Origin of the sequence: Microbacterium sp. OR21 (genome assembly GCF_047306785.1) — a bacterium.
Taxonomy (GTDB): Bacteria; Actinomycetota; Actinomycetes; order Actinomycetales; family Microbacteriaceae; genus Microbacterium; species Microbacterium esteraromaticum_E.
The window spans coordinates 538,531-557,391 of the sequence record NZ_JAZEXJ010000001.1; the positions used below are offsets into that span (position 1 = coordinate 538,531).

The window sequence follows — 18,861 nt, forward strand, 5'->3', positions numbered from 1 at the left end:
ACGCCCCGGTTCCGCGCCCTGCGGCGGATCGTGCCTAGTCTGGATGCATGGCAGAGCAGTCATCGTCGCCCACGGATCGTCACCTGGCCGATGCCGCCACAGCGCTCGCCCGGCGGTGGGTGGACGAAGCCGCCCAGGCCCGTCTCGATCCGGCCGCCCAGCGTCTCGCCGGCGTGCTGCACGACCCGAAGGGGCTGCCCTTCACCCTCGGATTCGTCGACGGCGTGATGCGCCCGGAGAGCACGGCGGCCGCGGCGTCGATGCTGCACCGGGTCGCGCCGCTCGCCCCCGACTTCCTGCCCTGGTATCTGCGCGGCGTGGTGCGCCTCGGCGGCGGCGTCGCGCCCGTGCTGCCCGTGCCGACGGTGCCGATCGCGCGGCGGGTGCTGCGGGAGATGGTCGGACACCTCATCGTGGACGCGCGATCGGAGAAGCTCGGACCGGCGCTCGAGAAGATCCGCACGGGTTCCGAGTCGGGAGCCCGGCTCAACCTCAACCTGCTCGGCGAGGCGGTGCTGGGAGACGCCGAGGCGAGAAGGCGGCTCGAGGGCATCCACGATCTCGTCCGCCGGGACGACGTCGACTACGTGTCGGTCAAGGTCTCGGCGATCATCAGCCACATCTCGCTGTGGGCGTTCGAGGAGACGGTCGACGAGGTCGTCCGCCGGCTGCTCCCGCTGTACCGCACCGCGGCGGGCAACGGGACGTTCATCAATCTCGACATGGAGGAGTACCGCGATCTCGATCTCACGATCGCGGTCTTCACTTGTCTGCTCGAGGATCCGCAGCTCACGCGGCTCGAGGCCGGCATCGTGCTGCAGACCTACCTGCCCGACGCGCTGCCGGCGCTGCGCGAGCTCACCGCGTGGGCCCGAGACCGGGTCGAGCACGGCGGAGCGCCGATCAAGGTGCGACTGGTCAAGGGCGCGAACCTGGCGATGGAGAAGGTCGACGCGGCGGTGCACGGCTGGCCGCAGGCCCCGTACAGCACCAAGCTCGACACCGACGCGAACTACCTGCGCTGCCTCGACGCCGCATTCGACCCGGTCAGCACCGCCGCCGTGCGGATCGGGGTGGCCGGTCACAACCTCTTCGACATCGCCTACGCCTGGCTGCTCGCGGGAGAGCGGGGAGTGCGCGACGACATCGAGTTCGAGATGCTGCTCGGCATGGCGCAGGGGCAGGTGCAGGCCGTCTCGCGCGAGGTCGGCCCGGTGCTGCTCTACGTGCCCGTCGTCGATCCGAAGGAGTTCGACGTGGCGATCAGCTACCTCGTGCGCCGGCTCGACGAGAACGCGTCGTCGTCGAACTTCCTCTCCGCCGCCTTCCATCTCGCCGACGACGAATCGCTCTTCGAGCGCGAGCGCCTGCGCTTCGTCGACTCCGTCGCCCGCTCGCGGGATCGCAGCCTGCTTACCGGGCCCCGACGCACGCAGAACCGGACGTCGCCCGCACACGAGTCGGTGCGGCCGCTCACGCAGCGCCGCAGCACCGACGAAGACCTCACCGGAGTGGTGCTCGACATCGCGCGCGGCTCGTCGGGCATCGACGAGGGGGCCGACGATCCGTTCCTGCAGACCGCGGTCTACGCCCGGCAGGAGATCACCGCCGCCGACGGCGCACCCGGGTTCGAGAACACCGCCGACAGCGACCCCGCGCTGCCGGCCAACAGGGCCTGGGCTCGCGGGATCCTCGCCCATATCGCTCGTGACCGCGGCCTCGGCATCCAGACTCTGCGCGCATCGCGGATCGATGATGAGGATCGGCTGGATGCCGCGATCGAACGCGTCCGCACCGCGGCATCCGGATGGGGCTCGCGCCCCGCCGCTGAGCGCGCGCAGATCCTGCAGCGGGCCGCCGTCGCGCTCGCCGCGCGGCGCGCAGAGCTGATCGAGGTCGCGGCCGTCGAGACCGGAAAGGTGCTCGCCGAGGCCGACGTCGAGGTCAGCGAGGCCGTCGACCTGGCCAACTACTACGCCGCGACCTGCCGTGAGCTCGACAGCGTCAGCGGGGCCGTCTTCGAGCCCGCCAGGGTGACCGTCGTCACCCCGCCGTGGAACTTCCCGCTGGCGATCCCGGCCGGTGGAGTGCTCGCCGCGCTCGCGGCGGGATCGGGCGTGATCTTCAAGCCCGCCCACCAGGCGCGCCGCTGCGCGGCCGTGATCGCCGAGGCGCTGTGGGAGGCGGGCGTGCCGCGCGACGTGCTCGCGCTCACCGAGCTCGGCGAGCAGGAGCTGGGACGCCGGCTCATCACGCATCCGGCGGTCGACCGGGTGATCCTCACCGGGTCGTGGGACACTGCGGCGCTGTTCCGCTCATGGCGCCCGGACCTGCCGCTGCTCGCCGAGACGAGCGGCAAGAACGCGATCATCATCACCCCCACCGCCGACATCGACCTGGCCGTCGCCGATCTCGTGAAGAGCGCGTTCGGTCACGCCGGTCAGAAGTGCTCGGCGGCGTCGCTGGCGATCCTCGTCGGTCCGGTGGGCCATTCGAAGCGATTCGTGCGTCAGCTGGTCGACGCGGTGCGCTCGCTGCGCGTGGCCTGGCCGTCGGATCCGACCGCCGAGGTCGGGCCGATGATCGAACGGCCGCAGGGAAAGCTGGAGTGGGCGCTCACCCGGCTCGAGGGCGACGAGAAGTGGCTGATCGAGCCGCGCCCGCTCGACGACAGCGGACGGCTGTTCAGCCCTGGCGTGCGCGTCGGGGTGCAGCCGGGCTCGCGCACCCACCTGGAGGAGTTCTTCGGTCCGATGCTCGGCATCATGCACGCGCCGACGCTGAGCGCCGCGATCGAGCTGCAGAACGCCGTGCCGTACGGGCTCACCGCGGGACTGCACACGCGCGATCCCGCCGACCTCGCCCTGTGGCTCGAGAACGTGCAGGCCGGCAACCTGTACGTGAACCGCGGGATCACCGGGGCGATCGTGCAGCGCCAGCCCTTCGGCGGCTGGAAGCGCTCCGCGGTGGGCCCCGGCGCGAAGGCCGGCGGCCCGAACTATCTCATCGGCCTGGGCGCCTGGCGCTCGCGCCCGCGCGGCAGGGCGTCGAGCACCCTTCACCTGCGCGGGCTCGACGTGCGCATCGCGGCGCTCATCGAGGCCGCGCAGCCCTCCCTCGACTTCGAGGGATTCGAATGGCTGCGCCAGGCCGCGCTCGCCGACGCCGTGGCGTGGGACCGCGAGTTCGGGCAGGTGCGCGACGTGTCGCAGCTCGGCGTCGAGCGCAATCTGTTCCGCTACCGGCCGGTGCCGGTCGCGGTGCGCGCCACCGACGCGGCCCTGCACGAGGTGCTGCGGGTCGTGATCGCCGGCATCCGGTCCGGCGCCGACTTCATGCTCTCGGTGCCCTCGGGGCTGCCGGCCGGCATCCGTGGCGAGCTGGGCGACCTCGGCATTCTCGTGGCGGTCGAGAGCGATGCCGAGTGGATCGAGCGGATGCTGCGCCGCGGCGCCGAGGGCGGCTTGTCAGCGATCGCCGTGCCTGACCGTGTGCGCCTGGTCGGCGGACGAGCTTCGGTGGCGTCTCTGCACCGTGCTCTCGCCGGGGCGGTCGCAGGTGATCCCGATCTGGCGGTCTACGACGGCGAGGTGACCTCTGCCGGACGCCTCGAACTGCTGCCGTTCGTGCACGAGCAGGCGATCTCCATCACCGCGCACCGCTTCGGAACCCCCGACGACTGGAGTGCCGACGTGATCTGACCCGATCCGAGCAATGTAAAAGATTCTTGACATCGCGGCGCCGGCCGCTCTACTCTTCATGTAAAGAATCTTTGACACGGAGGTATGGTCATGGTGTACCACGAACGCGTGGCGTGGGCGCAGCTCATCGCCTCGGTCATCACGCTCACGGGCTACATCGCTGTGCTGCTCATGCAGTCGCGAGGCGGCGACGTCAGCACGGTCGACTGGCTGCCTCCGATGCTGTGGACGATCGGCGCGGGCATCGCCCTGAGCATCGTCATCAGCATCCTGTGGGGCATCGCCGCCGGCCTTCGCGATCCGCAGTCGGCGACAGCGTCCGACATCCGCGACCGCGACATCAGCCGTCTCGGCGGCCGCGTAGAGCACTCCTTCCTCGTGATCGCCGGACTCGGCGTGATCGCCCTGTGCGCCGCCGGCGCCGAGCTGTTCTGGATCGCCAACACCATGTTCCTCGGATTCGCCGTCTCGGCACTCGTCGGCGGCGTCGCACGGGTGATCGCCTACCGTCGCGGGCTGGTCTGATGGTCAAGTCGACCCTCGTCACGAACACGATCCGGGCGCGGCGCGAGGAGGCCGGGATGACACAGGCCGACCTCGCAGCCCGGATCGGCGTCACCAGGCAGACCCTCATCGCGATCGAGCAGGGGAAGTACTCGCCCACCCTCGAGATCGCATTCCAGATAGCCCGAGCATTCGGCATGCCGCTCGAATCGCTCTTCCAGTACCCGGAGGACTGAGGTGACCGCGACCATGAGCGCCTGGGTGCAGGACGGATACGGCCCGGCCTCGGGTGTGCGTCTCGCCGAGCGGGCTGTTCCCGAGCCCGGCCAGGGCGAGGTGCTGCTGCGCGTGCACGCCACCGCGCTGAACTCGGGTGACGTGCGGATCATGCGCGGTGACCCGCTGCTCGTGCGGCCGGTGTTCGGCCTGCGCCGCCCGCGCAACCCCGTCCGCGGCATGGACGTGGCGGGCACGGTGGTGGCGCGGGGGTCCGATGTCGACATCGTGCGCGTCGGCGACGACGTGGTCGTCGAGCTGCCGGGCGGGGGAGGGCTCGCCGAGTACGCGGTCGCGCCCGCCGCGCGGCTGGCCGCGCGCCCGCCATCCGTGTCGACGTTGGATGCCGCGACCCTGCCGATCGCCGCGGGAACAGCGTGGCAGGCACTGGACGCGGCCGAGGTCGGTGGCGGGCAGCGGGTGCTCGTGCTCGGCGCCTCGGGCGGCGTCGGCACGTTCGCGGTGCAGCTGGCGGGACTGCGCGGAGCCGACGTGCACGCAACGTGCAGCGCACGCAACCGCGTGTCACTGGAAGCGCTCGGCGCCTCGGTCGTCGATCGGGAGGCTCCCCTGACCTCGCTGCCGGCCGGTGGCTATGACGCCGTGATCGAGATCGCGAGCGGGGCCCCGCTGCGCCGGCTGCGTCGCCTCGTGCGCGACGGCGGCTCGGTCGTGCTCGTCGGGGGCGACGGCGGGCGGGTGCTCGGACCGGTGCCGCGGATGCTGAGGGGCGCGCTGCTCTCCATCGGCTCGAGCCGCCGCATCCGCTCCCTGACGGCCAAGACCCGCCCCGAGATCCTCACCGCGCTGCTGGATCTCGTCGCCGCCGGGCGACTGCATCCGCTGATCGAGCGGCAGTACGCGTTCGCGGATGCCGGTGACGCGCTCGCGCACGTCGAGGCGGGGCACACGGTGGGCAAGGTCGTCGTGCGCGTCGCGGAGTGATGCGCGCGGGTGGCGGCTGAGGGCATCCGGATGCAAAAATGGATGCGGCGTGCCTGTGTCGCATCTTCCCCGCGTTCCGAATCGGAGCGGTGGGTCGAACTTCCGCCAGGCCCCTGGACAGCGTCCGCCGCACCTTCCTGAGGAGCACTCATGTCCACGCCTGAAACCGCGTCGGTGACCGACACCGCGACCCGCACCGCTCACCACCGCCGCTACCTGATGTGCCGTCCCGAGCACTTCACGGTCAACTACTCCATCAACCCGTGGATGGAGCCCACCCGGCCCACCGACACCGCCAGGGCCGTCGCGCAGTGGCAGAAGCTGTACGACCTGTACGTCGAGCTGGGCCACGACGTCGAGCTCATCGAGCCGCTCGCCGGCTACCCCGACATGGTCTACACGGCCAACGGCGGCTTCGTCATCGGCGGCCGCGCCTACGTGCCCGAGTTCCGGTTCGTCGAGCGGCAGGGCGAGGCCCCCGCCTTCGCCGACTGGTTCCGCGCCAACGGCTTCGACACCGTCATGCCCGCCGAGGTCAACGAGGGGGAGGGCGACTTCCTGCTCGTCGGCGACGTCATCCTGGCCGGAACCGGCTTCCGCTCCACCGGCGACAGCCACCGCGAGGTGGGCGAGGTGTTCGGACGCGAGGTCGTCTCGCTGAACCTCATCGACCCGCGCTTCTACCACCTCGACACGGCCATCGCCGTGCTCGACCCGGTGCAGGGCGTCGAGAACGGCGGGCCGGAGCGCGCCAACATCGCCTACCTGCCCGGCGCCTTCGACGACGCCAGCCGCGCGATCCTCGAGGAGCGCTTTCCGGATGCGATCCTCGTCTCCGACGAGGACGGCGCCGTGTTCGGCCTGAACTCGGCCAGCGACGGGTACAACGTGATCATCTCGCCGCGGGCCACGGGCTTCGAGAAGCAGCTGCGCGAGCGCGGCTACAACCCCATCACCGTCGACCTCTCCGAGCTGCTGCTCGGCGGCGGCGGCATCAAGTGCTGCACCCTCGAACTGCGCGGTGCATGATGTCGACGATCGAGACTGAGACCGTGCTCCGCGAGGGAGCGAGCCCCGAGCCCCACGTCGCCGAGAACTACCACCCGCTGCCCGTCGTCGTCGCCGAGGGCGAGGGCGTGTGGGTTAGCGATGCCGACGGCAAGCGCTACCTCGACCTGCTGGCCGCGTACTCGGCCGTCAACTTCGGCCACCGGCATCCGGCGATCGTCGAGGCGCTCATCGCGCAGCTGGGTCGCGTCACGCTCACCAGCCGCGCGTTCATGAACGACCAGCTCGAGCCCTTCGCCGCCGCTCTCGCGACGCTGTGCGGCAAGGACCTCGTGCTGCCGATGAACACGGGCGCCGAGGCCGTGGAGACCGGCATCAAGGTCGCCCGCGCCTGGGGCTACCGGGTCAAGGGCATCCCATCGGGTCAGGCGCGCATCATCGTCGCGGCCGGCAACTTCCACGGCCGCACCACCACGATCATCAGCTTCAGCGACGACGAGCAGGCGCGCGACGGCTTCGGGCCCTACACGCCCGGATTCGACACCGTGCCGTACGGCGACGCCGACGCCATCGCCGCCGCGATCACCGACGAGACCGCCGCGGTGCTCATCGAGCCCATCCAGGGTGAAGGCGGCGTGATCATCCCGCCCGAGGGGTACCTGCGCCGCGTGCGCGAGATCTGCGACGAGAAGAACGTGCTGTTCATCGCCGACGAGATCCAGTCCGGTCTCGGTCGGGTGGGCGAGACGTTCGCCTGCGACCGCGAGGGCGTCGTGCCCGACCTGTACCTGCTGGGCAAGGCCCTCGGCGGCGGCATCCTTCCCGTCTCGGCCGTCGTGGGCGACCGCGACGTGCTCGGCGTGATCCGTCCCGGCGAGCACGGCTCGACCTTCGGCGGCAACCCGCTCGCCGCTGCCGTCGGACGCAAGGTCGTCGAGATGCTCAGCACTGGCGAGTTCCAGGAGCGCGCCCGTCAGCTCGGGGCGCACCTGGCATCCGCTCTCGAACCGCTGATCGGCCACGGCATCAGCGGGATGCGCATCGCCGGTCTGTGGGCAGGCGTCGACATCGACCCGGCGTACGGCACCGGCCGTGAGATCGCCGAGAAGCTGCGCGAGCGCGGCGTGCTCGTCAAGGACACGCACGGCCAGACGATCCGCATCGCCCCGCCGCTGGTGATCCGGGCGACCGAGCTCGACTGGGCAGTCGAGCAGCTGCGCCTCGTGCTCGAGGGCTGACCCCGCGCCGCGCTGAGAAACCACTTTCAGCATGACGAACCGCGCTCGCGCGTGTTTCTCACGCTGAGAGTGGTTTCTCGGCGTCAGGCGACGGTCATCGTGATCGTGTGCCAGCCGCTCGCGCCGTCGGGCGCGGGCGGGGCGATCGCGTCGGTCTGCACGGTCGAGTCGGCCGCGATCGCGCGGCAGCGGATGCGGTGGTCACCGGGCTCGGCGCGCCAGGGGAGACGCCACTGCACCCAGGTGTCGTCGGAGAGAGCGGATGCCATCTCCGCCCGCTCCCACGGACCGTCGTCGATCTGCACCTCGACCGCGGACACACCGGTCCCGGGCTGCCAGGCAACGCCCGCGATCACCGACTCGCCGGGCTCGATCGTGCGCCCCGCGCGGGGCACGTCGATGCGGGACTGCAGCTTGATCGGCCCGCGCTCCGACCATCCGCGATCGGTCCAGTAGGCGCGGGCGCGGTCGAAGCGGGTCACCTCGAGGTCGGTCACCCACTTCGTCGCCGAGACGTAGCCGTACAGCCCCGGCACGACCATCCGCACGGGGAATCCGTGCGCGAGCGGCAGCGGCTCGCCGTTCATGCCGATCGCGAGCAGGGCATCCCGGTCATCGGTCAGAGCCTCCAGCGGCGTGCCGGCGGTGAAGCCGTCGGCCGAGGTCGACAGCACCATGTCGGCGTCGGCATCGGGCGCCGCGCGGGCGAGCAGCTCCCGGATCGGGTATCCCAGCCAGACCGCGTTGCCGACCAGGTCGCCGCCGACCGGATTCGACACGCAGGAGAGCGTCACCGCTCGCTCGGTGAGCGGCAGGGCGAGCAGCTCGTCCCACGTCAGGGTGACCTCGTCGGCGACCATGCCGTGGATGCGCAGTCGCCATTCGCGGGGGTCGACGGTCGGCACGATGAGGGCGGTGTCGATGCGGTAGAAGTCGCGGTTCCGGGTGATCAGCGGCGACAGCCCTGGCACGTCGAGCGACGCGCCCGCCGGCGCGGAGGGTGCGGGGGTCGCGGGTCGCGGCAGGCGGATCGCGTCGCGCACGCTCGAGACCGCCGCCGAACCGGCCTTCGTCAGCGCGCCCGCGACGCCCAGGGCGACGCCGACGAGCGCTGTGCCGCCCGCCCACGCGAGGAAGCGGCGTCTGGTCGGCCCGGCGGCCGTTCCGGATGCCGTCGACTCGACCGGCACGTCGTGCGTCGCATCGTCGAGGGTCGCATCGTCGAACGGCGCGCTGCTGGCCAGCATCCGCAGGGCGGTCGCGGCGACCGCACCGGCGAGCATCGAGGGAATCCACGCCAGCAGCCCCGCGTCCGCCCTGGTGAGGGCGACGATACCGACCGCGACGCCGACGACGATCAGCGCGATGACCCCCGAACGAGCCCACCGCGCCTCGGCCATACCCGCGCCCGACGCGAGCGCGAGCAGCACGATCGCGATGCCGACGAGAAGGGCGACCTTGTCGGCGGTGCCGAACCAGGCGATCGCGGTGTCCTTCGCCCAGGCGGGGGCGGCATCGATGAGAGCGCCGCCGACCACCGCGAACGGACTCGCCGAGGGGGCGAAGAGCGCGGCCAGCAGCTCGCCGGAGCCCGCGCCGATCGTCGCTGCGGCGATGCCCGCGAGGGCCGCCATCGTTCGTCGTCGGAGTGCAGCCTGCATGTGTCAAAGCTACGCGCGCCGAACCCGCCCCGCCCCGCCTCCCCCTGATCCCGAGACTTCTGTTCCGGCATGAGACGGGAGGCACAGCGCCCGGTGTCGTGCTGGAACAGAAGTCTCGCGGAGTGGGGGCGTCAGTCCTTCAGGAACGGGCCGGAGTCCTGGGGCCGCACATCCGGATCGTCGAGGCCCGAGAGCTCGTCCTCGGCGATGAGCTCATCGACGTCGAGGGTCGACGGCGTCGAATCGACGTGGCTCTCGGCCGACAGCGCACCTGGCGTCACCCGCACCGGATCGGCCGGCGCGACCGGCAGCCCGAAGGTGCGCTGCAGCCGGCGCATCCACCGCGGCTGCGCGCCGAAGACTCCGCTGGCATCGTGGGCCTCGACCTCGAGCCCGTAGTAGTCGCCGATCTTGTCGATGAACTGCGCGCGCTCGGCCTTCTCGTAGGCGCGACGCTCGCGGCTGAACGCGACCACCGTCGACCAGCACATCAGCAGCATCACGACGCTGAACGGCAGGGCGATCGTGATGGCCGCGGTCTGCAGGGCGGTGAGCCCACCGGACAGCAGCAGCGCGATGGCCAGCAGTGCCGTGACCGCCACGAAGAAGGTGCGGATCCAGCGCTGTGGCTCCGGCTTGCCGCCGGTGGCGATCATCCCCATCACCAGCGCGCCCGAGTCGGCCGAGGTGATGAAGAAGATCGCGAGCAGCAGGATCGCGCCGACGCTGACGATCAACGAACCCGGCACGTTCTGCAGCAGCGTGAACAGGGCCCCCTGCAGGTCGACCGCGCCCTCGGGGCCGGTCAGGGTGCCCGGCTCTGCGAGCTCGAGCGCGAGGGCCGATCCGCCGAGCACGGCGAACCACAGGATGCCGAGCAGCGTCGGCACGAGGATGACCCCGACGACGAACTCGCGCACGGTGCGGCCCTTCGAGACCCTGGCGATGAAGATGCCGACGAAGGGCGCCCACGAGATCCACCAGCCCCAGTAGAACGAGGTCCACGACGACTGCCACTGCTCGCCCTCGGTGCCCTGGAAGGCGCTGACGTTGAACGACAGGCCGACGAAATTCTGGATGTAGTAGCCGATCGACTGCACGAAATCGCGCAGGAGGAACTCGGTCGGCCCGACCGCGAGAAGGTAGACGACCAGCAGCCCCGCGAGCACGAGGTTCGCGTTCGAGAGCCACTTCATACCCTTGGTCACGCCCGAGAGCACCGACATGAGCACGAAGACCGAGATGATCAGGATCAGCACGACCTGGGTCGTCTCGTCGGGGTCGGCGATGCCCGCCGTGTGCAGCCCCGAGCTCATCTGCAGCACGCCGAGGCCGAGCGAGGTCGCAACGCCGAACAGCGTGCCGACCAGAGCGATCACGTCGATCGCGTGGCCCCACGCGCCCTCGACCTTCTTGCCGAGCAGAGGCTCGAGGGTCCAGCGGATCGAGATGGGACGACGGCGGCGGTGGATCGCGTAGGCGAGCGCGATGCCGATCACCACGTAGATCGACCAGGCGTGCACGCCCCAGTGCAGATAGGTCTGGCCGAGGGCGGCCTGCGCCAGCTGGGCCGGCGTGCCCTCCACGCCCGGACGGGGGTTCGTGAAGTGCGAGAGCGGCTCGCTGACGCCGTAGAAGACGAGACCGATGCCCATGCCGGCCGCGAAGAGCAGCGAGAACCAGCTCATGAGCGAGAATTCAGGCTCTTCATCGTCGCGCCCCAGCTTGATGTCGCCGAAGCGGCTGAAACCGAGGAACAGGCAGAACGCGACGAAGAATGCGGCGATCAGCACGTAGTACCAGTTGAACGCGTTGACGATACTCGTCTGCACGGCCTGGAACGCCGTCTCGGCGACACCGGGCAGCAGCAGAGCGAACAGCGCGAACACCACGACGATGACGGCGGCGGGCCAGAACACCCACCGCAGCACCTGAGGCGTGCGCTTCGTCGAGCCCTCGCCCGCGTCCGACTCGTCTTCGCGCGCGTTCATGTCGTCCACGGTACCGGGGTCCGGCGGGTTCATGCCGGGGTGTCGTCGGGGTCGAGCGCCTTCAGGGCGTCGCGCTCGACGGCCGTGTCGGCCGTCAGCTGGTCTTCGGTGTTCTCGTCGCCGCCGAGAGGGGCATCGTCGTCGGCACCCGTGGAGGAGCCGGTGGATGCGGTGGGCTGCGCCTGCCGGAACTCCGGCTGCCGCGGCATGCCGCTGCCCAGCGGGTCGTGACCGGGGACGTGCGGATGCTGCCCGTCGGGAGAGCCGTACTTCGGGGTGCGCTCTTGCTCGTTCATGCCGAGACGGTAGGCGGGAAGCGGGGGCCGCTCACACCCCCTTGACAGTGCGCGGGTGCGCGCGGACCCGCGACGCCGACAACGGCTGCGTCAGCCCCGGTCGTCGCGCGGCTCGGCGAGCCGGATCGGTGTGGTCGCCGCCGTGCGGTCGTCGTACGAGGCCGGATCCATGGCCTTGATCACCGACAGCGGCCGGGTCTCGTCGAGCGTGAGCTGGAAGCGCCGCCCGGCGCGGCGGTGCAGCCGGCCCGACCACAGCATCCAGCCGACGCCGATGCCGAAGGCGACGATCCCCGCGACGCCGCCCACGGCGATCGCGGTGCGCGCCGAGAACGCGTCGACGATCCAGCCGGCGATCGGGGCGCCGATGGGCGTGGAGCCCATGATCACCGCCATGTACAGCGCGAGCACGCGGCCGCGCAGCGCGGCGTCGGTCGTCGTCTGCACGTAGCCGTTGGCGGTGGTGAGCATCGAGACAGTCGAGAAGCCGACGAGGATCAGCACGGCCGCGTACGTCCAGTAGCTGGGCATCACGGCGGAGACGAGGGATGCCACGCCGAACCCGCCCGCGGCCATCACCAGCACCCGCACCCGGGCGCGGTCGCGTCGGGCGGCGAGCAGGGCTCCGGCCAGGGAGCCGATGGCGAGCACCGAGCTGAGCAGGCCGTAGCCGTCGGCGTCACGGCCGAACTCGAGCGCCATGGTCGAGGCGAAGATGGGGAAGTTCATGCCGAAGGCGCCGATCAGGAACACCATGACGAACACGACCAGGAGGTCGGGACGCCCCCACACGTAGCGGAAGCCCTCGCCGAGTCCGCCGCCGCGCCTGCTCTTCACCCGGGGCATCAGCTCGTGCACCCGGATGAGCGACAGCGCGATGATCATCGCCAGGAAGGTGACCGCGTTGGCGACGAACACCCAGCCCGAGCCGAGCAGCACGATGGCGATGCCGCCGACCGCCGGTCCCACCAGGCGTGCCATGTTGAAGGCCGCCGAGTTCAGGGCCACGGCGTTGGACGTGTCCTCCAGGCTCACCATGTCGGAGACGAACGCCTGCCTCGCCGGTGCGTCGAACGCGTTGGCGACGCCGAACGCCGCGGCGAAGATGAACATCAGCGGCAGCGTCATCACCCCGGTCAGCAGCAGCGCCGCGACCCCCAGGGCGAGCAGCATGAGCGCGGTCTGGGTGCACAGCAGCACTCGGCGCCGGTCGAACCGGTCGGCGACCCAGCCCGTGAGGCTCACCAGCACGAGGGGAGGGCCGAACTGCAGCGCCATGGTGACGCCCATCGCGGTCGCATCGTTGTCGGTCAGCTCGGTGAGCACCACCCAGTCCTGTGCGGTGGCCTGCATCCAGCCGCCGATGTTCGAGATGATGCCGCCGAGGAACCAGGTGCGGTAGTTGAAGCTGCGGAACGAGCGGAACATGCCGGAGGAGGTCGTGCTCATGCGTCTGCCATCCTTCTCAGCAGCGCGGAGGCCTCGTGCAGCACGGCGAGCTCGCCGTCGTCGAATCGCTGAGCGTCGATCAGATCCGCCATCAGCCGGTTGCGCTTGCGGATCGTCTCGGCCACGACGCTCTCGCCCTCGGCGGTGAGCTCGACGTACACCCGGCGCCGGTCGTCGTCGTCGGGCACGCGCACCACGAGGCCGAGCTCGGCGAGGCCGTTGACCGTCGCGCTCATGGTGGGCGCGGTGACGTGCTCGTGCTCTGCGAGCGCGGAGAGCGTGCGGCGGCCATGCGCGCGCAGGGCGCCGAGAGCGGCGAGCTGCGCATCACTCATGGCGTCGAGCGCGCGCGCGGATCGAAGGCGGCGGGTGAGGCGGAAGAGCGCGTAGCGCAGCTCGGCGGAGGAGTCATCGAAGTCGTCGGTCATTATTTAGATAGCCTAACTAACGTTTCGGACATCAGGGTCGAGATGAAAATTTCGCCCGGGAACTCCCCATTCGGCTTCCCCAGTGCGAAAATAATTCTCATGCCCATCGAGCTCGAGGTCGCCGTTCAGAACCCCGCCGGCATGCGCATCGCGCGCGAGATCGGCGCCGCGCGGATCGAACTGACGCAGGCGCTCGCGCTGGGCGGACTCACTCCGTCGCGGGCGACGATCGAGTTCGCTCTCGAAGCCGGCGGAGAGGGCGGGCCCGAAGTGCACGTGCTCATCCGCCCCCGTGCGGGCGACTTCCACTACGACCGCGACGAGTTCGCGGTCATGGAGCGCGACGTGCGCGATGCGCTCGCCGCGGGGGCGCACGGCGTGGTGATCGGATGCCAGGGAGTCGACGGCGCACTCGACCGCGACGGACTCGTCCGACTTCGCGACGCGGCTGCAGGCGCCCCCGTGACGGTGCATCGCGTGATCGACACCACTCCCGATCCGCTCGCGGCGCTGCACCTCGCCCGCGATCTCGGGATCAGCCGCATCCTCAGCTCCGGCGGCGCCTCGCGCGCGGCTGACGGGCTCGACATCCTGCGCGCGTTGGTGCGCGAGGCCGCGGGAGGCATCGAGGTGATGGCGGGCAGCGGCATCACCGCCGCCGACGTCGTCACCGTGGCGGGCGCCGGCGTCGACGCCGTGCACTTCTCGGCCAAGCGCACCATCACCGCCGAGAGCGGTGTGCGTCTGGGGTCGGCCAGCGACGGCGTCGGCGGTCACGAGGTCACCGACCTCGACGCCGCGCGCTCGATCGTCGCCGCGCTCGCGCAGACGCAGGCGGCCTGAGGCGCTCGGGCGGGGTCGTCCGTAGACTCGCAGACATGTCCGCCTCGCGCACCGCTGAGTTCGTCGATGCCTACGGCATCGCCATCGTCTACGACGTCCATGAGGCCGTCGGTCCCGCGCGCGGCGTCGTGCAGCTGCTGCACGGCGTCGGCGAGCACGCCGGCCGCTACGTCCGCACGATCGATGCACTGACCCGCGCCGGTCTGCACGTCTACGCCGACGACCACCGCGGGCACGGCCGCACCGGCATCCGGCAGCACGGCGGACCGGCGAGGCTGGGCCGGCTCGGCCCGGGCGGTCTGCGCGCCGCGGTCGACGCGTGCTGGCAGCTCACCGGCATCATCCGGCAGGAGCATCCGGAGCTCCCGCTCGTTCTGCTCGGGCACTCGTGGGGGTCCTTTCTGGCGCAGATGCTGCTGAACCGGCATCCCGAGGCGTACGACGCGGTCGTGCTCACCGGTTCGGCTCTGCGCACCCCGACCGATCTGAACCCGAGGCCCCTGAACGCGCGATGGAAGGGCCCGGATGCCGACGGACTCGAGTGGCTCTCGCGCGACGAGTCGATCTGGGCGGCGTTCCACGACGATCCGCTGACCACCGAGGTGCCGCTGCTCACGCTCTTCGGGCCGGTCGAGGCCGCCCGGCTGTACGGGCTGCCGAAGCGCCACCTGGGCCACGACGTCCCTGTGCTGCTGATGGTCGGCGGCGACGACCCCGTCGGCGGTCCGCGCAGCGTGCACCGGCTCGCGGCGGCGTACCGCGGCCGGTCGGGTCTCACCGATGTGACCACGCTCGTCTATCCCGACGCGCGTCACGAGCTCTTCAACGAGCTGCAGCAGGACGACGTGCGCGCCGATCTGCTCGCCTGGCTCGACAAGCGCATACCCCCGGTGCGCACTTAAGCTGGACGGGTGCATGGTGAGTACAAGGTTCCCGGTGGAAAGCTCGTCGTGGTCGACCTCGAGGTCGAAGACGGGCTGATCCGCGACTTCCGCCTCGCGGGCGACTTCTTCCTCGAGCCCGACACGGCGCTCGAGGCGATCAACTCGGCCGTAGAGGGCATGCCGGTCGAGGCCGACGCCGCCACGATCGCCGCCGCCGTGCGGGCGGCGCTTCCCGAGGGCGCTCAGCTGCTGGGCTTCTCGCCCGACGCGGTGGGCACGGTGGTGCGCCGCGCGCTGGTGACCGCTCCCGGCTGGCGCGACTTCGACTGGGAGATCGTGCACGAGAAGGCCGTGTCGCCGCGGATGAATCTCGCGCTCGACGAGGTGCTGACCTCGCGCGTCGGCGAGGGGCGTCGCCGTCCGACGCTGCGCATCTGGGAGTGGGACGAGTCGGCCGTCGTGATCGGGTCGTTCCAGTCGTACCGCAACGAGGTCGACCCGGAGGGAGCCGCCAAGCACGGCTTCGACGTCGTCCGCCGCATCTCGGGCGGTGGCGCGATGATGATGGCCGCCGGTCAGATCATCACCTACTCGCTGTACGTGCCGGCCGCGCTCGTGCAGGGCATGACCTTCGCCGACTCGTACGCCTTCCTCGACGACTGGGTGCTGCACGCGCTGCGATCGGTCGGCATCGAGGCCACCTACCAGCCGCTCAACGACATCGCCTCGCCCACCGGCAAGATCGGCGGCGCCGCGCAGAAGCGCCTGGCGAACGGGGGCGTGCTGCACCATGCCACGATCTCGTACGACATCGACGGCCAGACGATGACCGAGGTGCTGCGCATCGGGCGCGAGAAGCTCAGCGACAAGGGCACCACCTCGGCGGCCAAGCGCGTCGATCCGCTGCGCACGCAGACCGGCATGGAGCGCGCCGAGATCATCGAGCGCTTCAAGACGACGTTCCGCGGGCTCACCGGCGCCGAGGACGGCGCGATCACCGCCGACGAGTACGCCGACGCCGAGGCCCTGGTCGAGAGCAAGTTCGCGACCGACGCGTGGCTGCACCGCGTTCCGTGACGGGCGCGAGCCCGAACATCGGCGCCGTCGAGATCATCGAGGGCGACAACCTCGAGGTCGCCGGGTCACTGGCATCCGGATCCTTCACCCTCGTCTACCTCGACCCGCCCTTCAACACCGGCCGCACCCGCGGCCGCGAGGTCGTCACCGCCCGCCGAGCGGGCGGCGAGGACGAACCGGATGCCGAGAAGGAGATCCGCTACGGGTTCCACGGGCACTCGTACGAGCGGGTGCGCGGCATGCTGCGCACGTTCGACGACCGCTTCGACGACTACGGCGACTTCCTCATGCCGCGGCTGGAGGAGGCGTGGCGGCTGCTGGCCGACGACGGCACGCTGTACCTGCACCTCGACTACCGTGAGGCGCACTACGCCAAGGTGATGATGGATGCCGTGTTCGGGCGCGACTGCTTCCTCAACGAGCTCATCTGGGCGTACGACTACGGCGCGAAGTCGCGCAGCCGCTGGCCCACCAAGCACGACACGATCCTGGTGTACGCGAAGGACCCCGGACGGCACGTGTTCAACGCCGACGACATCGACCGCGAGCCGTACATGGCCCCGGGCCTGGTCACCGCCGAGAAGGCCGCGCGCGGCAAGCTGCCCACCGACGTGTGGTGGCACACGATCGTGCCGACCACCGGGCGCGAGAAGACCGGCTATCCGACCCAGAAGCCCGAGGGCATCCTGCGCCGCATCGTGCAGGCCTCCTCGCGACCCGGCGACCGGGTGCTGGATCTGTTCGCCGGCTCCGGCACGACGGGCGCGGTCGCCTCGGCTCTGGGCCGGGATGCCGTGCTCGTCGACGACAACCCCGAAGCGATCCGGGTGATGCGAGAGCGGATGCCCCAGGCCGTCGTCCGCGCTGTGTGAGTCAGGGCCGCGGCGGCCACGGCGCCCACGCGCCCGTCCGGCCGGCGAGCACCGGCATCGCCGCGGCGAGCCTGTCGGCCGGGAAGTCCTCGGCGTGGGACTCGCCGGACGACGAGCCGTTCGGGTAGGTCGTCGACACCTCGACCCGCGGCCGGACGCCGCGGGTGATGCTCTCCCGGTACTCGCCGCCGGCGACGGCGAGCACCTGCTGCTCGAGCCCGTCGGCCTCGGTCGTCCACTCCGAGTCGCAGGCCTCGCATCCGCAGGAAGGGTATGCGAAGTCGTGCAGCAGGCCGGCGTGCAGCAGGATGCCCGGGTAGTCCGTGAACACGAAGGTCAGCGCGGCGCACTCCGGGTCGTTCGGCCGCACCCGCACCGCGCGCACCACCTGCGGGTGCGGGTGCGGGTGCATCAGATCGTCGGTGACCTCGATGCCCTCCTGCACGGTGACGTCGAATCCCGCGCGCAGATGGGCGACGAGCGCGTCGGCGACCCGGTGCAGGGGCGCGAAGCGCTCGGGATGGCGATCGACGGAGTAGGCGTCGTCGGGCGGTGAGTCCGGCCACCGGCATCCGTAGTCGATCACCTGGTTGTCGTCGTCGCGGAACACGGGGGAGTCGATCGCGGGTCGCAGGTACGAGGACATGTGCTCATCCTCGCGCAGCGGCAGTCGATCGGCTACGGGGCGACGCGTCGGTGGGCGGTGAACGCGTCGTGCAGCGCGGTGCGCACGAGATCGACCGCCTCATGGCTGCGCGACGCCGCGCGCACCGCGGTGAACACCTCGCGCACGGGCGATCCGGGCAGGTCTGCCACGGTGAGCGGGCTCGGCTCGTCACCCCAGATCAGGTCGGGCAGCATGCCGACGGCATGGCCGGATGCCACCAGGCGCACGTGCGCGGTGAGATCGGCGGCCTCGAATCGCACGTCGGGCTCGAACCCTGCGGCCCGGCACTGCTGCACCGTCCACTGCCGCACGGCCGTTCCCTCGGGCTCCATCACCCAGGCGCGATCGCGCAGCTCGTGCAGGGGTGCCGGATGCTCGCCGGGCGGCAGCACGATGCGGATCGGATCCTGGCCCAGCAGCTCGTGCACGACACCGTCGCGCTGCTCGCGCGTGTGGCCCGGATACTGCTCGGCGATCACCAGGTCGAAGCGGCGCGCCCACAGCTCGAACAGGCTCTCCTCCGGCGGCAGCTCGGCGAGCTCGACCCGCAGCTCGGGCTGGCGCCGAGCCAGCAGGGTCAGCGCCGCGGGGACGATGGTCTGCGCGGCGGTGGGCATCGCCGCGATGCGCACCGGCTCCCATCCCGCGTGGGCGGTCAGCGCCGCGCGTGCCTCTTCGTCGAGCTCGAGCGCCCTCGCGGCGTGCTCGGCGAGCATCCGGCCCTGGGGGGTCAGCCGCACCCGGCGGCCGTCGGGCTCGAGCAGCGACACTCCGGCCTCCTTCTCGAGCGCTGCCAGCTGCTGCGAGACGGTGGAGGGGGAGTAGGAGAGGGATGCCGCGACCTCGGCGATCGTGCCACGCAGTGCCAGCTCGTGCAGCAGCCGGAGGCGACGCAGTTCGAACACCTGAGCCTGCTTTCTGCGGGGGACGCGACAGGTTCATCCTAGGTTCGGCACCTGCGGCGACGCGGCCGCATGGGCAGTCGTCCCCATCGCAGCATCCACACGGCACCCCCTAGGGT

The 18,861-nt window shown here is 71.0% G+C and carries 17 protein-coding genes; 10 read left to right on the plus strand and 7 right to left on the minus strand.

Annotation, left to right across the window (positions count from 1 at the left end):
- Nucleotides 1-47: 47 nt before the first annotated feature.
- The 6 genes from V2S04_RS02540 to rocD all read left to right on the plus strand — a co-directional run bounded on the left by V2S04_RS02540 (nt 48) and on the right by rocD (nt 7,672).
- Nucleotides 48-3,701 carry a proline dehydrogenase family protein gene (locus V2S04_RS02540; protein ID WP_413636950.1) on the plus strand — a complete coding sequence of 1,218 codons (3,654 nt, stop codon included), beginning with the start codon at nt 48-50 and terminating at the stop codon, nt 3,699-3,701.
- A 90-nt stretch (nt 3,702-3,791) separates the two neighbouring features.
- Nucleotides 3,792-4,226: a hypothetical protein gene (locus tag V2S04_RS02545; RefSeq protein ID WP_413636951.1), complete on the plus strand. Its 435-nt coding sequence runs from the start codon at nt 3,792-3,794 to the stop codon at nt 4,224-4,226.
- Complete coding sequence (locus V2S04_RS02550; RefSeq protein WP_413636952.1) at nt 4,226-4,441, plus strand: helix-turn-helix transcriptional regulator; 216 nt, start codon at nt 4,226-4,228, stop codon at nt 4,439-4,441. Before V2S04_RS02545 ends, V2S04_RS02550 begins: the two co-directional genes overlap by 1 nt.
- Before the next feature lies 1 nt (nt 4,442).
- Entirely contained in the window at nt 4,443-5,426 is a 984-nt protein-coding gene (locus V2S04_RS02555) for an NAD(P)-dependent alcohol dehydrogenase (RefSeq protein ID WP_413636953.1), read from the plus strand.
- Nucleotides 5,427-5,576: 150 nt separating this feature from the next.
- On the plus strand, nt 5,577-6,455 hold the full coding sequence (gene ddaH / locus V2S04_RS02560; protein ID WP_099195903.1) for a dimethylargininase: 879 nt from the start codon (nt 5,577-5,579) through the stop codon (nt 6,453-6,455).
- Entirely contained in the window at nt 6,452-7,672 is a 1,221-nt protein-coding gene (rocD, locus tag V2S04_RS02565) for an ornithine--oxo-acid transaminase (RefSeq protein WP_340086006.1), read from the plus strand. The genes ddaH and rocD overlap by 4 nt, the downstream gene beginning before the upstream one ends.
- Nucleotides 7,673-7,755: 83 nt before the next feature.
- Here the strand turns inward: rocD and V2S04_RS02570 are convergent, their stop codons facing one another.
- From V2S04_RS02570 to V2S04_RS02590, 5 genes are all read right to left on the minus strand, one after another.
- Nucleotides 7,756-9,333 (minus strand): molybdopterin-dependent oxidoreductase, encoded by a 1,578-nt coding sequence (locus tag V2S04_RS02570; protein WP_413636954.1) that lies wholly within the window; start codon nt 9,331-9,333, stop codon nt 7,756-7,758.
- 131 nt (nt 9,334-9,464) lie between these two features.
- Nucleotides 9,465-11,324, minus strand: a complete 1,860-nt coding sequence (locus tag V2S04_RS02575) for a BCCT family transporter (protein WP_413636955.1) — start codon at nt 11,322-11,324, stop codon at nt 9,465-9,467.
- A gap of 29 nt (nt 11,325-11,353) precedes the next feature.
- Nucleotides 11,354-11,620: a hypothetical protein gene (locus V2S04_RS02580; protein ID WP_413636956.1), complete on the minus strand. Its 267-nt coding sequence runs from the start codon at nt 11,618-11,620 to the stop codon at nt 11,354-11,356.
- A 90-nt stretch (nt 11,621-11,710) separates the two neighbouring features.
- Nucleotides 11,711-13,069: an MFS transporter gene (locus V2S04_RS02585; protein ID WP_413636957.1), complete on the minus strand. Its 1,359-nt coding sequence runs from the start codon at nt 13,067-13,069 to the stop codon at nt 11,711-11,713.
- The gene (locus V2S04_RS02590) at nt 13,066-13,497 is read right to left on the minus strand and encodes a MarR family winged helix-turn-helix transcriptional regulator (RefSeq protein WP_413636958.1); all 432 of its coding nucleotides are present in this window, start codon (nt 13,495-13,497) and stop codon (nt 13,066-13,068) included. Before V2S04_RS02590 ends, V2S04_RS02585 begins: the two co-directional genes overlap by 4 nt.
- A 99-nt stretch (nt 13,498-13,596) precedes the next feature.
- Here V2S04_RS02590 and V2S04_RS02595 point away from each other — a divergent pair, with 99 nt between their 5' ends.
- Genes V2S04_RS02595 through V2S04_RS02610 form a run of 4 tightly spaced genes read left to right on the plus strand, consistent with a single transcriptional unit; the run spans nt 13,597 to nt 17,173 of the window.
- A complete protein-coding gene (locus V2S04_RS02595; protein ID WP_340086018.1) occupies nt 13,597-14,340 on the plus strand; it encodes a copper homeostasis protein CutC in 744 nt (247 codons plus the stop codon).
- Between the two features lie 35 nt (nt 14,341-14,375).
- The gene (locus V2S04_RS02600; RefSeq protein ID WP_413636959.1) at nt 14,376-15,242 is read left to right on the plus strand and encodes an alpha/beta fold hydrolase; all 867 of its coding nucleotides are present in this window, start codon (nt 14,376-14,378) and stop codon (nt 15,240-15,242) included.
- A 9-nt stretch (nt 15,243-15,251) separates the two neighbouring features.
- On the plus strand, nt 15,252-16,301 hold the full coding sequence (locus V2S04_RS02605; RefSeq protein WP_099195898.1) for a biotin/lipoate A/B protein ligase family protein: 1,050 nt from the start codon (nt 15,252-15,254) through the stop codon (nt 16,299-16,301).
- Entirely contained in the window at nt 16,280-17,173 is an 894-nt protein-coding gene (locus V2S04_RS02610) for a DNA-methyltransferase (protein ID WP_413636960.1), read from the plus strand. The genes V2S04_RS02605 and V2S04_RS02610 overlap by 22 nt, the downstream gene beginning before the upstream one ends.
- A gap of 1 nt (nt 17,174) precedes the next feature.
- Here the strand turns inward: V2S04_RS02610 and V2S04_RS02615 are convergent, their stop codons facing one another.
- Both V2S04_RS02615 and V2S04_RS02620 read right to left on the minus strand, forming a co-directional pair.
- Nucleotides 17,175-17,819 carry a DUF6226 family protein gene (locus tag V2S04_RS02615; RefSeq protein ID WP_413636961.1) on the minus strand — a complete coding sequence of 215 codons (645 nt, stop codon included), beginning with the start codon at nt 17,817-17,819 and terminating at the stop codon, nt 17,175-17,177.
- Nucleotides 17,820-17,851: 32 nt separating this feature from the next.
- Nucleotides 17,852-18,745, minus strand: a complete 894-nt coding sequence (locus V2S04_RS02620) for a LysR family transcriptional regulator (RefSeq protein ID WP_413636962.1) — start codon at nt 18,743-18,745, stop codon at nt 17,852-17,854.
- Nucleotides 18,746-18,861 lie beyond the last annotated feature (116 nt).